The sequence below is a fragment of the Arthrobacter sp. NPDC058097 genome, assembly GCF_042884885.1.
Taxonomy (GTDB): Bacteria; Actinomycetota; Actinomycetes; order Actinomycetales; family Micrococcaceae; genus Arthrobacter.
In genome coordinates this window covers 95978-108833 of record NZ_JBHVSZ010000015.1, presented here as the reverse complement: position 1 = coordinate 108833, position 12856 = coordinate 95978, and the positions used below count along the sequence as shown (strand labels likewise).

The 12856-nt window shown below is 65.1% G+C and carries 11 protein-coding genes; 8 read left to right on the top strand and 3 right to left on the bottom strand.

Translation table 11 applies throughout. The annotated features are described in order from the left end of the window. Positions 1–159: 159 nt before the first annotated feature. Positions 160–1923 carry a thiamine pyrophosphate-dependent enzyme gene (locus ACFVTE_RS21570; protein WP_387104134.1) on the top strand — a complete coding sequence of 588 codons (1764 nt, stop codon included), beginning with the start codon at positions 160–162 and terminating at the stop codon, positions 1921–1923. Between the two features lie 105 nt (positions 1924–2028). Here the strand turns inward: ACFVTE_RS21570 and ACFVTE_RS21565 are convergent, their stop codons facing one another. Together ACFVTE_RS21565 and ACFVTE_RS21560 are read right to left on the bottom strand one after the other, a co-directional pair. Then, entirely contained in the window at positions 2029–3390 is a 1362-nt protein-coding gene (locus ACFVTE_RS21565) for a formimidoylglutamate deiminase (protein WP_387104132.1), read from the bottom strand. Further along, complete coding sequence (locus tag ACFVTE_RS21560) at positions 3387–4586, bottom strand: allantoate amidohydrolase (RefSeq protein ID WP_387104131.1); 1200 nt, start codon at positions 4584–4586, stop codon at positions 3387–3389. Before ACFVTE_RS21560 ends, ACFVTE_RS21565 begins: the two co-directional genes overlap by 4 nt. Positions 4587–4841: 255 nt before the next feature. Between ACFVTE_RS21560 and ACFVTE_RS21555 the strand changes: the two genes are divergently transcribed. From ACFVTE_RS21555 to ACFVTE_RS21525, 7 genes are all read left to right on the top strand, one after another. Then, positions 4842–5507: an IclR family transcriptional regulator gene (locus tag ACFVTE_RS21555; protein WP_387104129.1), complete on the top strand. Its 666-nt coding sequence runs from the start codon at positions 4842–4844 to the stop codon at positions 5505–5507. A gap of 17 nt (positions 5508–5524) precedes the next feature. Then, complete coding sequence (locus tag ACFVTE_RS21550) at positions 5525–6631, top strand: ABC transporter ATP-binding protein (RefSeq protein WP_387104127.1); 1107 nt, start codon at positions 5525–5527, stop codon at positions 6629–6631. Further along, entirely contained in the window at positions 6628–7278 is a 651-nt protein-coding gene (locus ACFVTE_RS21545) for an ABC transporter permease (protein ID WP_387104125.1), read from the top strand. The genes ACFVTE_RS21550 and ACFVTE_RS21545 overlap by 4 nt, the downstream gene beginning before the upstream one ends. Next, a complete protein-coding gene (locus tag ACFVTE_RS21540; RefSeq protein ID WP_387104122.1) occupies positions 7275–8000 on the top strand; it encodes an ABC transporter permease in 726 nt (241 codons plus the stop codon). The genes ACFVTE_RS21545 and ACFVTE_RS21540 overlap by 4 nt, the downstream gene beginning before the upstream one ends. A gap of 82 nt (positions 8001–8082) precedes the next feature. Then, positions 8083–8994 (top strand): ABC transporter substrate-binding protein, encoded by a 912-nt coding sequence (locus tag ACFVTE_RS21535; RefSeq protein WP_387104120.1) that lies wholly within the window; start codon positions 8083–8085, stop codon positions 8992–8994. 26 nt (positions 8995–9020) lie between these two features. Then, positions 9021–10715: a urocanate hydratase gene (locus tag ACFVTE_RS21530; protein WP_387104119.1), complete on the top strand. Its 1695-nt coding sequence runs from the start codon at positions 9021–9023 to the stop codon at positions 10713–10715. Positions 10716–10797: 82 nt separating this feature from the next. Then, positions 10798–12267 carry an aromatic amino acid ammonia-lyase gene (locus ACFVTE_RS21525; RefSeq protein WP_387104117.1) on the top strand — a complete coding sequence of 490 codons (1470 nt, stop codon included), beginning with the start codon at positions 10798–10800 and terminating at the stop codon, positions 12265–12267. A gap of 77 nt (positions 12268–12344) precedes the next feature. On the opposite strand, the gene ACFVTE_RS21520 is transcribed toward ACFVTE_RS21525, so the two are convergent. Next, complete coding sequence (locus ACFVTE_RS21520) at positions 12345–12737, bottom strand: nuclear transport factor 2 family protein (protein ID WP_387104115.1); 393 nt, start codon at positions 12735–12737, stop codon at positions 12345–12347. Positions 12738–12856: the final 119 nt, after the last annotated feature.

Below are 12856 nucleotides of genomic sequence, written 5' to 3'. Positions count from 1 at the left end.
CATGGTGGCCGGCTGGTACGCCTGCCGCAAACGCATCCACGAAATCGCCGAAGCCCGCGAAGGCTTCACCGGCATGTCCCCCGTCATCGCCAACCCGACACCCATCAAATAAGACCTGCATCATCACAAACCCAGACCGCAGCCAGACAAAGAAAGCACATGACAACAGAGTCCCAGTCCACCTTGACCGCATCCGACAACCGCTCCTCCGATGGTCGGCCCCAAGAACCGAAGCCCCAACAGGTCCCGTCCGATGCCGCAACTCAACCGCACGGCCCGGCCCTGAAATCGGCCGGCCACGTGATCGTAGACTCGCTGGCCGCCCACGGCGTGGCGCGCACCTATGTCGTTCCCGGTGAAAGCTTCCTCGACGTGCTGGACGGGCTGCACAATTCGGACATCGAGACCATCGTGTGCCGGCACGAGGGCGGGGCTGCCTACATGGCCGAGGCAGACGGCAAAATGAACCAGCTGCCGGGAGTCGCCATGGTCACCCGCGGGCCCGGTGCCGCGAACGCGCACGTCGGGCTGCACACGGCATGGCAGGATTCGACGCCGGTGATCCTGTTCGTTGGCTTGATCCCATTCGCACACCGGGACCGCGAAGCGTTCCAGGAGTTCGACATCAAAGCCTGGTTCGACACCGGCGCCAAACGGGTCATGGTCCTTGACCACGCGGAGCGGGCATCCGAGATCGTCGCCGAGGCAATGTTCGCCGCCATGAGCGGACGTCCCGGCCCGGTAGTGGTGGGGCTGCCCGAGGACATCCTCCGGCAGAAGGTCAAACCGGAACTGCACCCGCCGATCCCCGTCGCGGCCGGCGGAATGAGCAGCCGGGACGCGGAGGCTCTCAAGGCTGCTCTTGCCGCGTCCAGCAAGCCGCTCTTTGTGACCGGCGGCAACGACTGGACCCAGTCGGCGGCGGACCAGCTGACCGCCTGGCTCGAACGGCACCAGATACCCGCTGCTGCGGAGTGGCGCACCCAGGGAACCGTTTCCTTTGATTCCCCGTCCTATGTCGGCCCCATCGGGTACGGCCGTCCGCGCCCCACCTATGACTTGCTCGACGAAACCGACCTCCTGGTATTTGTTGGCACCGTGCCGGGAGACGTGATTACGGACGGATTCGTCTGCCGGCAGGACTGGAGCAAGCAGAACTTCCTGGTCACCAGCGACCCCGCACTGCGCGGCCGTTCAGGTCCGGTTTCCCGGCAGATCCTCGCGAAACCGGAGGCCTTTGTCCGCGACCTGGCGGAAATCGACCTGCCGGCAAAGGAGGAATGGAAGGCATGGACGGGCCGGATGAGGGCCGAGCAGGAGTCCTTTGCCGCGCTTCCGGCGTCGACTCCGTCTGCCGGCAGGGCAAAGATGGACACCATGATGGCAAACCTGGTTCCCGGGCTGCCGGAGGACGCGGTGGTGACGTTCGGCGCTGGCGAACATACCAACTGGGCGCACCGATACTTCCCCACCCGCCGCTATGCCTCCATGATCAGTGCCCGCAACGGCTCCATGGGCTACTCCATCCCGTCGGCCATCGCGGCATCCCTGGCAGAACCGCAGCGCCGGGTGGTGACCATCGCCGGGGACGGGGAGTTCCTCATGAACGGGCAGGAACTGGCCACCGCAGCCCAGTACGGCGCCACCCCGCTGGTCATCGTCATGGACAACCAGGAGTACGGCACCATCCGCACCCACCAGGAGCGCCACTACCCGGACCGGGTTTCCGGCACCCAACTGAAGAACCCCGACTTCGGTCTGATGGCCAGGGCCTTTGGCGGTTTTGGCGTCACAGTCACCGAGGACAAGGACATTCCAGCCGCCCTCGCTGCGGCCCTTGCCGCCATTGACGAAGACGGCGTCTTCGCCCTCATCCACCTCGTGGTTGAACAGCGCGTCAAGGCCTACCCGGCCACCGTCTAACAGAACAGCCGACGACGGCGGGTACCTCCCGCCGTCGTCGGCTATCGATACGAGCCACGGATCTCCTCTCGGAATTGTGGCGCATCCGCCCCTGTCTCCGACTTTTTAGGAAAACTCCTTCAGGGCCTCCGTAAGGAGGTTCCCGGGCTTCCCCAGGCGCCTGTGGATGCCGTTCGACGCCACCAGTTCACCGGCTATGACGACGTCGGTAACGTCGCTCGCCGTGGCGCTGAACACGAACTGCGGCGCCGCCGATCCTGCGGTGCGGACCGAATCAGGTGCCACGGCCATCAGGTCACACACGGCGCCGGGCCGGAGGGCGGCCGGCATGACCGGCGTGGCCATGGAGGCGGCCGCTCCTTGTGTGGCGGCGGCCAGCAGTTCGCGTGGCGTGAATCTTCCGCGCTGGCCGGAGTTAAGCCGTTCGCCATGCTCCAGGGCACGCATCTCGGTCCAGGGGTCGATCACGGCGTGCTGATCCGTTCCGAGCGCAATGGTGGCTCCGGCGTCGGACAATGACCGGGCAGGTCCGATTCCGTCTGCCAGATCGGCCTCGGTACTGGGACACATCACTACTGTGGCACCCGCCTCGCCCAGCAGCCGGATGTCCTCCGGTGTGAGGTGCGTTGCATGGACGGCGGACAGGCGCCGTGTGAGCAGGCCGTGCCGGGCCAGCAGGCCCGCCGGAGTGACCCCGTACGCCTGTTGGCAGGCAGCATTCTCCGCCGGCTGTTCGCTGAGGTGGATGTGAAGGGGAATGTCGACAGGGAGGTGTTCGGCGACAATCTTGAGGTCCTGCTCGGGAACGCCCCGCACCGAGTGCAATGCCGCTCCCACGCTCACCATTTCCCGGGGAAAGGCGCGCGTCACTTCGGTTCGAAGTGAGCTGAGCCTGTCCAGCCAGGCGTGGGCATCTGTGTCACCGAACCGGGCCTGCTCTGCGCTGAGCGGTGTGCCGCCACCGCCGGCCCCGATTCCTCCGGCCAGGTAGAGGGTGTCCAGCAAGGTCAGCCTGATGCCGGACGCCATTGCTGCCCGGGCCAGAGCCAGTTCCATCCCATGCCGCTCCGGATACGGGTGGCCGCCCGGCTGGTGGTGGACGTAATGGAACTCGGCCACGCTGCTGAAGCCGGTCGCCACCATTTCCACGAAGACGGCGGTGGCGAGCTTTTCGTACTTTTCCGGGGTCAGTTCGCCGGCGCTGCGGTACATCTGCTCCCGCCAGACCCAGAAATCGCCCCGCCCGTCATGGGTGCGGCCACGCAGGATTCTGTGGAAGGCGTGGGAATGGGCATTGGCGGCCGCGGGGAAGACCATGCCGTCCAGCACTTGGTCGCCCGGTTCGGCATTGACGCCGGAACTCAGGCCGGAAATCCGGCCGTCATGCGTTTCCAGCCGGACGCCGGTGGCGACGACGGGTCTGCCGTTTTCCTCGATCAGCGCCGCTTCGCACCAGAAGCCTTTCACAGCAGGCCGCCCAGGACCTCGGCGAGGGCGACAGCACCGGCGTCGGCGTCCTCATCGGCGACATACTCTTCTGGCGAATGCGATATTCCGCTGGGATTGCGCACAAAGAGCATGGCGGACGGCACGTAACCGGCCAGCACCCCGGCATCGTGACCCGCCCCGGTTGCCAGCACGGGCACCCCCGGGAGGATATCGCCGATCTGCCGGCTCAGTGGAGGGTCGAAATGCACGGTGTCACTATAGGACTCCTCAGTGAGGAACACAGAGCATCCTTCCGCGGCAGCGATGTCCTGGGCAGCCGCGTAGATGGATTCGATGAGCCGCGCGGTGACGGCGTCATCGGGGTGGCGGGCATCCAGCCACATGTCCACGCGCGAGGCAATGACGTTGGTTCCCCCGGGTACCGGTGTCAGGCGGCCGACGGTCGCCCGCGCATCGGGCTGGCCGGCGGCGGCGTCCCGAACGGCCACGATGATTTGCGCCGCAGCAACCATGGGATCAGAGCGGTCGGCCATGAGGGTAGTTCCGGCATGGTTGCCCTGTCCGTGGACGCTTAGCTTCCAGCGCCCGTGCCCGAGGATGGAACTCCCGACGGCGATGCCCGGCCCGTGCGCGCCCAGGCCCTTGCCCTGTTCCACGTGGAGTTCAACGAACTGGCCGATCCGCGCCAGGCTTTCGGGATCGGGACCGATGTGCCGGGGATCCAGACCGTTGGAGCGGGCGGTATCTGCGAAGGTGTTCCCATCCGCGTCTCGTAGGTTCAGTGCCTTATCCACGTCAATTGCTCCGGTAAGGAGCCGGGACCCCAGGCACGCCACCCCGAAGCGGGAGCCTTCCTCTTCGGGGAAGACAGTGATGGCCAGGGACCGGTCCGGAGTCCTTCCGCGGTTCTTGAGTATGTCGACGGCGGCCAGTGCGGAGGCGACGCCGAGCGGACCGTCGAAGGCTCCTCCGCCGGGAACGGAGTCAAGGTGGCTTCCGGTGACCAGGGCACCCTCCTGGGGTTTTCCCCACCATGCCCAGATGATTCCGTTGCGGTCGGTTTCGACGTCGAGGCCCCGCCGTTGGGCCTGATCAACGAACCAGCTCCTCAGGTCCAGTTCGGCGGTGGAGTAGACGGCGCGGGAATATCCTCCGCGAACGTCATCCCGGCCGACGTCCTGGATGGAGTGAAGCAGTTGCGTGACGGTTTCCACATGAACCTCCGATTGATTTCCGCTGCCACCAAGTAAAAACCACATTTCATTGGATGACAAGCCTTTAGGGACGCTGCCATGGGCCGCCATCAAGCCGACGCGCCGCCGAAACGGCGTGTTTTCAGGACAGGTGAACCCTCCCGGACGGCTAAAGCTGCGGCGTAATCTTTCTCGTCCTATTGCCATGCATTGAAAAAGGGTTTTTACTTGATGGCAAGACAATGTGATTCGGACCACCTGAAAGCGGGACAGGCAGTGGCGGCAGATTCTTCAACCCGGACGGTCGAAAGGGCCCTGGCCCTGCTGAGCGCGGTCTGCACTGACGGTGCTATCAGCCTGAGCGATGCAGCAAGGGTGGTGGACTTGTCGGCGAGCACGGCCCTCCGCCTCCTGCGAACCCTTGAAGGCAGCGGTTTCGTCTCGCGGGACCCGGGGGGAAACTTTCGCCCCGGAGCAAGCGTCATCCAGCTCGGAGCCCTGGCACTGAGCCATGAATCCCTGGTGGGTCTCTGCACGCCGCATATGAAGAAGCTGGTGGCCGAAACAGGCGAATCCTGCTACCTGAGCATCCCCGGACCCGGTGACACAGGGATCTATATAGCGATAGTTGAAGGCACGCATTCGATCCGTCACACCAGCTGGGTGGGCCGAAGCATTCCCTTGGAAGGCTCTGCCGCAGGGCAGGTGCTGACGGGAGAGCAGCCCGAGCGCGGCTTCGCAATCGTCCGCAGCGGAGTCGAAGACGACATCACAGCCATCGCCGCACCGATTGTGATCGGCGGCCGCACTGTAGCCGCCCTGAGCATCGTGGCCCCCAGCTACCGGCTGGACGAGACGAAGGCTCTGAAAATTGGCGGGGAACTGCTGAGGGTGGCCGGCAACGTCCTCACTGAACCCTCCGAAAACCATGAAGTGGCCTAAGAAAGCATGGAAGAGAAATGATCAAGTTTGAAAACGTGACAAAGGCTTATCCCGACGGAACTGTTGCCGTCGATGGGCTGAACCTGGAAGCGCCCACCGGGAAGCTGACAATCCTGGTTGGTCCTTCCGGCTGTGGCAAGACCACCTCCCTGCGAATGATCAACCGCCTGATCGAACCAACCAGCGGAACCATCTACCTTGACGACCAGCCAACTTCCGGCATGGATGCAGCGTTGCTTCGCCGCCGGATCGGGTACGTCATCCAGCACGCAGGCCTGTTCCCGCATCGCACGATTGTGGATAACGTCGCAACCATGCCCGTCCTGCTCGGCGCAAGCCGGCAAGAGGCCCGCACCAAGGCACTGGAACTCATGGAGCGCGTTGGCCTGCCGGCGAACTTCGCCAACCGCTACCCCTGGCAGCTCTCGGGCGGACAGCAGCAGCGTGTCGGAGTTGCCCGCGCGCTGGCATCGGATCCCGCCTTCATGCTGATGGACGAGCCGTTCAGCGCGGTGGACCCAGTGGTCCGTGCACAGCTCCAGGACGAGTTCCTCCGCTTGCAGCGCGAAATCGGCAAGACCATCATCATGGTCACGCACGACATTGATGAGGCCCTCAAGCTTGGGGACCAGGTGGCTGTGATGCGCGTCGGCGGAAAACTCGCCCAGATGGCTTCCCCCTCAGAACTCCTGACCGCCCCGGCCGATGAATTCGTGGCCGACTTCGTTGGCCGAGACCGCGGATACCGGTCCCTCGGCTTCGCCAACGCGGCCGAAGCTGTCTCCGTCAGCGAAGAACCCGTCGTGCAGCTCGGGGCCTCCGCCGCCGAGACACAGGCCAAAGCCACGGGAGCGTGGGTCCTGGTCGTGGACGGCGGCAAGAAGCCGCTCGGCTGGGCCCAGCCGGACCTGGTCGGCGCAGAGCTCAGGCGGGAGCACCTTAACCTCAGCGGCACCTCAGCGTCGTCGTCCGGCACCATGCGCCAGTTGCTCGACGCCGCACTGTCCTCACCCAGCCGCCGCGGCGTCGTCGTCAACGACCAGGGCGAGCTCATCGGCACGGTAACCGCCACCGACGTCATCAAGGCCATTGAAGCTGAACCCCATCTGGAGACTGCACGATGAACCTTGAATGGCTGGGCCGCCAGTTCGACAACATCGTGTTCCTGTTCGGCTGGCATGTCCTGCTTGCCGTTACCCCGCTCGTCCTTGGCCTGCTGATTGCCTTGCCCTTGGGCTGGTGGGCACACCGCAGCCGCCGGATCTACCCCCTTCTGGTGGGCGTAGCCGGCCTTCTGTACACCGTCCCGTCGCTGGCGTTGTTCGTGCTGCTGCCCCTGGTCCTTGGCACCAAGATCCTGGACCCGCTCAATATCGTGGCCGCGCTGACCATCTACACAGTGGCCCTGCTGGTCCGCGTCGTGGCCGACGCCCTGGATTCCGTTCCGGAAGACACCATCCAGGCGGCGAAGGCGATGGGCTACCGCAGCTACCAGAGCCTCCTTAAAGTGGAACTCCCCGTGGGCGTCCCGGTGATCAGCGCCGGTCTACGCGTGGCAGCCGTGTCCAACGTCAGCCTGGTATCCGTGGCCGCGCTGCTGGGCATACCCCAGCTCGGTTCCCTCTTCACACAGGGCTTCCAGCTGCGGTTCTTCACTCCGATCATCGCCGGCATCGTCCTCTGCGTGGTCCTGGCCATGATCCTGGACGGGCTGATCATTCTTCTCAACCGGTGGCTGACACCGTGGACCCCCAAGGTGGTGGCATCGTGAACTACTTGTTCGACCCCGCACACTGGACCGGCGCGGACGGCATCCCCAACCTGATCGGCGAGCATCTGCTCTACTCGCTGATCGCGCTTGGTATCTCCGCCGTCATCGCTGTACCGCTCGGCATCTATATTGGCGTAACCGGCAAGGGCGTCTTCCTGATTGCCGGACTCGCCAACGCCCTCCGAGCCCTCCCCAGTGTGGGGCTTCTCATCCTGCTCGTCCTGCTGATCTCCCCCGCTTTCCCCTCCAAGATGGGCTATATCGTGCCGAGCCTCATCGTCCTGGTGCTGCTCGCCGTGCCGCCGATCCTCACCAACACCTACGCCGGCGTCCGCGCAGTGGATGCCGCAGCCGTCGACGCGGCGAAGGGCATGGGCTTCCGCACCATGAAGATCCTCACGGACGTCCAACTCCCCTGCGCGCTTCCGCTGATGCTGTCCGGTGTCCGCAGCGCCTTGCTGCAGATCATCTCGACTGCCACGATCGCGGCGTACATTTCGCTCGGCGGCCTCGGCCGGCTGCTCATCGACGGCAAGGCGCAGAACGATTACAGCCAAATGGTTGCCGGCGCCGTCCTCGTGGCCCTGCTGGCCCTGTTCTTCGACCAGCTGCTCGCCTTCATTACCCGACGGGTCGTCTCACCCGGGCTAACCCGGCGCGCGGTCAAAACCGCCGTGACGCCCGTTACTGCCGAGACCGTCAAAACCCCCGTCGCGCTCTAGCTCCCCCTCTCCACCAGCCCCCCGGGCGCCCCGCACCTGACTACTGCACGCCCCGTACAGTCCATCGCCAGAGAGTATTGACATGAAAAAATTCCTGACCGGCATCACCATTGCCACGGCTGCCGCCATCGCCCTGAGCGCCTGCGGCGGAGACCCCATGAGCACCTCCAACAACTCCCAGGCTGCAGGTTCCGCCGACAGCATCATCGTCGGCTCCGCAGACTTCCCCGAAAGCCAACTGATCGCCAAGATCTACGCCGAGGCCCTCAGGGCCAAGGGTGTCCAGGTCACGGAAAAGCCCAGTATCGGCAGCCGCGAGGTGACGATTCCGGCCCTCAAGGACGGCTCCATCGACCTCATGCCCGAATACGGCGGAGCGCTCCTGCAGTACCTTGACTCGAAAACCAAGGCAGTAACCTCCGAGGAAGTCACCGAGGAACTGGGCGCCAAGATTCCTGCCGGACTGACCCAGTTGACGGCATCCAAGGCACAGGACAAGGACGTGCTGGCGGTAAAGAAGGAGACGGCCGACAAGTACAACCTCAAGTCCATCAGCGACCTCAAGCCTGCGGCCAAGGAGCTCGTCCTGGGCGGGCCGCCGGAGTGGAAGACGCGCGTTAACGGTGTTGCCGGTCTGAAGTCCGTCTACGGTCTGGAATTCAAGGAATTCTCGGCGCTCGACGCCGGCGGTCCGCTGACGCTGAACGCCCTCCTTTCCGGCCAGGTACAGGTGGCCGACCTCTTCAGCACCGACCCGGCGCTGGCAGCCAACAACCTGGTTGCGCTGGAGGACGACAAGAACCTGTTCCTTTCCGAGAACATCGTCCCGGTCATCAACAAGAAGAAGTCCACGGACACGGTCAAGGAGGTCCTGGACAAGGTCTCGGCCGCACTCACCACCGAAGACCTGATCGAGATGAACGGCCGCACTGCGAAGTTCGAGGACGTCGGAGAGATCGCCAAGGACTGGCTCAAGTCCAAGAACCTGGCCTAGGCCGCGCCCGAATTAGGAGTACGCAAATGACAGCCGATTTCACTACCGGTGCCCGTCCGGTCAGAGCAGCCCGCGGCACCGAGCTTACGGCCAGGTCCTGGCAGACCGAGGCGCCGCTGCGCATGCTGATGAACAACCTTGACCCGGAGGTGGCCGAACGCCCGGATGACCTGGTGGTCTACGGCGGGACCGGCCGGGCGGTGCGCTCGTGGGCTGCGTTCGATGCGATCACCCGGACCCTGGAGACCATGGAGAAGGACGAGACCCTGCTGGTCCAGTCGGGCAAGCCGGTGGGCGTTTTCCGCACCAATGAGTGGGCGCCGCGTGTGCTGCTGGCCAACTCCAACCTCGTCGGTGACTGGGCCACCTGGCCCGAGTTCCGCCGGCTCGAGGCCGAGGGCCTGATGATGTACGGGCAGATGACGGCCGGGTCCTGGATTTACATCGGCACCCAGGGCATCCTGCAGGGCACGTTCGAGACGTTCGCCGCGATCGCCCGCAAGCTCACCGGGGACGCGGACGGCACACTGGCCGGGACCCTGACCCTGACCGGCGGCTGCGGCGGCATGGGCGGCGCCCAGCCGCTGGCCGTGACCCTGAACGAGGGCGCCTGCCTGATCGTAGACGTCGACGAGACCCGCCTGCGCCGCCGCGCCGGCAAGCGCTACCTGGACGAAGTCGAAACCGACCTCGACGCCGCGATCGCCAAGGTCCTGGCCGCCAAGGAAGAGCGGCGCGGCTGGTCCGTCGGCTACGTCGGCAACGCCGCCGAGGTGTTCCCGGAACTGCTGCGCCGCCACAAGGCCGGCGAGCTGAGCATCGACATCGTCACCGACCAGACCTCCGCCCACGACCCCCTGTCCTACCTGCCGGAGGGCATCTCGGTGGATGAGTGGCAGCGCGAGGCCGCGGCCGACCCGGAAGGGTTCACCAAGAAGGCCCAGGCATCGATGGCCCGCCACGTCCAGGCCATGGTGGAGTTCCAGGACGCCGGCGCCGAGGTGTTCGACTACGGCAACTCGATCCGCGACGAGGCCCGCAAGGGCGGCTACAGCCGCGCGTTCGAGTTCCCCGGCTTCGTCCCGGCCTACATCCGGCCCCTGTTCTGCGAGGGCCTGGGCCCGTTCCGCTGGGTCGCCCTCTCCGGTGACCCCGAGGACATCGCCGTCACCGATGCGGCCATCAAGGAACTGTTCCCGGAGAACAAGCACCTGCACCGCTGGATCGACGCCGCCGGCGAACGCGTCGAGTTCGAGGGCCTGCCGGCCCGGATCTGCTGGCTGGGCTACGGCGAACGCGCCAAGGCCGGCCTGCTCTTCAACCAGCTCGTCGCCGACGGCAAGGTCAAGGCACCCATCGTGATCGGCCGCGACCACCTGGACTCCGGCTCCGTCGCCTCCCCGTACCGCGAAACCGAAGCCATGGCCGACGGCTCCGACGCCATCGCCGACTGGCCCCTGCTCAACGCCCTGATCAACACCTCCTCCGGAGCCACCTGGGTCTCCATCCACCACGGCGGAGGCGTAGGCATCGGCCGCTCCATCCACGCCGGCCAGGTCTCCGTCGCCGACGGCACCGACCTCGCCGCACAAAAACTCGAACGCCTCCTCACCAACGACCCCGGCATGGGCGTCATCCGCCACGTCGACGCCGGCTACAACCGCGCCCTCGACGTCGCCAAGGAACGCGGCGTCCGCATCCCCATGAACGAATCCCGCTGATCCAGTCCGTCGGGATCAAGGTTTCGACAAGCTCAACCAGCGAACAACCACCGCCAGTATGGACACCAGAAAGGATCATTCAGTGATCGAGATCGACGGACGCCAGTTGGACCTGGCCGCATTGGCGGCAGCAGCCACTGCGGCAACACAGGTTCGGCTGGCGCCGTCGGCCCTGGAACGAATCGCAGAATCACAGCGCTCCGCCCAGGCAACGGCTAAGGCCCGACCGGTCTACGGCCGCTCCACCGGCGTCGGCGCGAACCGCTCCGTGACCCTGAACCGGGGTGTTGAGGGAGCCGACGTTCACGGACTCAACCTGCTCCGGAGCCACGCCGTCGATGCCGGCAGGGCCTTGAATCGGGAAACCGTCCGGGCCATGTTGATCATCAGACTCTCCCAGCTCGCTGCCGGGTCGTCGGGCATCAGCCCCGCAGTGGCTCAGGCTCTCGCGGGGTTGATTAACGCCGATGCCCTGCCTGAGGTGCGGGAGTTTGGCGGCATCGGAACCGCGGACCTTCCCGCGCTGTCCGGGACGGCGCTCACACTGTTGGGCGAGCGGCCAACGATGGACGGGCAAAATGTCACAGCACCGCTGGAAGGCTGGGCCACGGAAGATGCCCTGCCGTTCATCAGCTCCAATGCGCTCACCATCGCCCAGGCAGTCGTGGCCCATCAAAAGCTCACGACGCTGCTGGAGAACCTTACGGCCATCGCCGCACTGTCCTTCGCTGCCATGTCCGGAAACCGGGAGGCGTTCAGCCCCCACGTGGCGCAGGCGGCAGATACGGCTTCGGTTGCCAACATGGCCAATGTGCTCTATGACCTCTTGGACGGTCACCACAGCCCGGCACGAATCCAGGACCCCTACTGTCTGCGCACCCTGCCCCAGGTCCTTGGTGCCATGCTCGAAGAACTCGAAGCGCTTCAGGCCCTTCTTGAACGCCTCGTCGTCGCAGGCCATGAGAACCCGCTGGTGTTCGGCTCCGCACAGGATGGCAGCAATGGCGTGGCCCACCACGGCCTGTTCCAAATGACCACTCTAGGAAGACGCGTGGACGCTCTGCACCTCGCGGTCGGTGCCGCGTGTGCCACACTCCTTCGCAGGATCGACCTGCTTTGCGATCCTTCCTATACCGGCCTGAACCCTTTCCTCGCCGCCGACAACGCAGGCCAGTCCGGAGTCATGATGCTGGAATACGTGGCGGCTGCGTCGGCGGGCCGAATCCGGGCCAGCGCACAGCCGACGAGCCTGCAGACTGTGGTCCTGTCACTGGGCGCGGAGGAAGACGCGAGCTTCGGAAGCGTGGGTACGTCCCAGTTGTCAGCCACTGTCGACGCTTTTTCGACAATCGTTGGCATTGAATTCCTATGCGCCGTGAGGGCGCTGAGGCTGCAGGGCCGGACCAGCGCCGAGTTCCGCAGTGAACGGCTCCGTACAGCTTTCGATGCCGGGCTGGGGCTCCCAGCAAGTGTCCAGGACCGGGACCTCCGCGGTGACGTGCAGGCCGCAGCCAGAATGGTGCTTAGCCCGGGCTTCGGATACCCCATGTAACCCCGTTTCGAGGGCTCGCCCCCGAAGGGAAATGCCCAGCCATTCCGCGAAGGAAAGGCTGGGCTTTACGGCTCGGGCTACCCCCAGAAGGCGTCTCCCTGCGCCGTGTCAGCGTAGAACTCCCGGGCCTCCGCAACCTTGCCGTCGCGGACTTGAAAGGTCAGGGCTCCGTCTGTGTCCAAAGTCTTGCCGTTGGTCTCCGCGTGGTTATGCTGCAGCCCGACAATGTGGTTGTCCCCTCCAATGATCTCCTGCAGTGTCACCTTGAAGGTTCCGTCCGAACGTGTCGCCAGTTCACCAAAATAAGCGAGGATGGCCTCGCGTCCCTGTTTAGACCCCGACAGCGCGCCGGTGCCGGGACCGTACCAGACGGCATCCTCAGCGAACAATTCGCGCAGCGTCTCCATATCCCCGGCGTCGAAGGCCTCGTAGCCGCGCCGAATCAGCTCAACATTTTCCTGGGTTCCCATTTCCGGTATCTCCGTCTCCATTGTCGGAACACTCTCGGACGGCTCAAGGGTATTCCTGGCCCATCCGCTTGTCGACGACGATTTGGTAGCGGACAGGGGGATTTTTCTCGACCATCTCA

Bases quoted from the DNA above. Each gene is read 5' to 3' on its own strand.
- ACFVTE_RS21570 (WP_387104134.1), top strand. From the start codon at position 160: ATGACAACAGAGTCCCAGTCCACCTTGACCGCATCCGACAACCGCTCC.
- ACFVTE_RS21550 (WP_387104127.1), top strand. From the start codon at position 5,525: ATGATCAAGTTTGAAAACGTGACAAAGGCTTATCCCGACGGAACTGTT.
- ACFVTE_RS21545 (WP_387104125.1), top strand. From the start codon at position 6,628: ATGAACCTTGAATGGCTGGGCCGCCAGTTCGACAACATCGTGTTCCTG.
- ACFVTE_RS21535 (WP_387104120.1), top strand. From the start codon at position 8,083: ATGAAAAAATTCCTGACCGGCATCACCATTGCCACGGCTGCCGCCATC.
- ACFVTE_RS21530 (WP_387104119.1), top strand. From the start codon at position 9,021: ATGACAGCCGATTTCACTACCGGTGCCCGTCCGGTCAGAGCAGCCCGC.
- ACFVTE_RS21520 (WP_387104115.1), bottom strand. From the start codon at position 12,737: ATGGGAACCCAGGAAAATGTTGAGCTGATTCGGCGCGGCTACGAGGCC.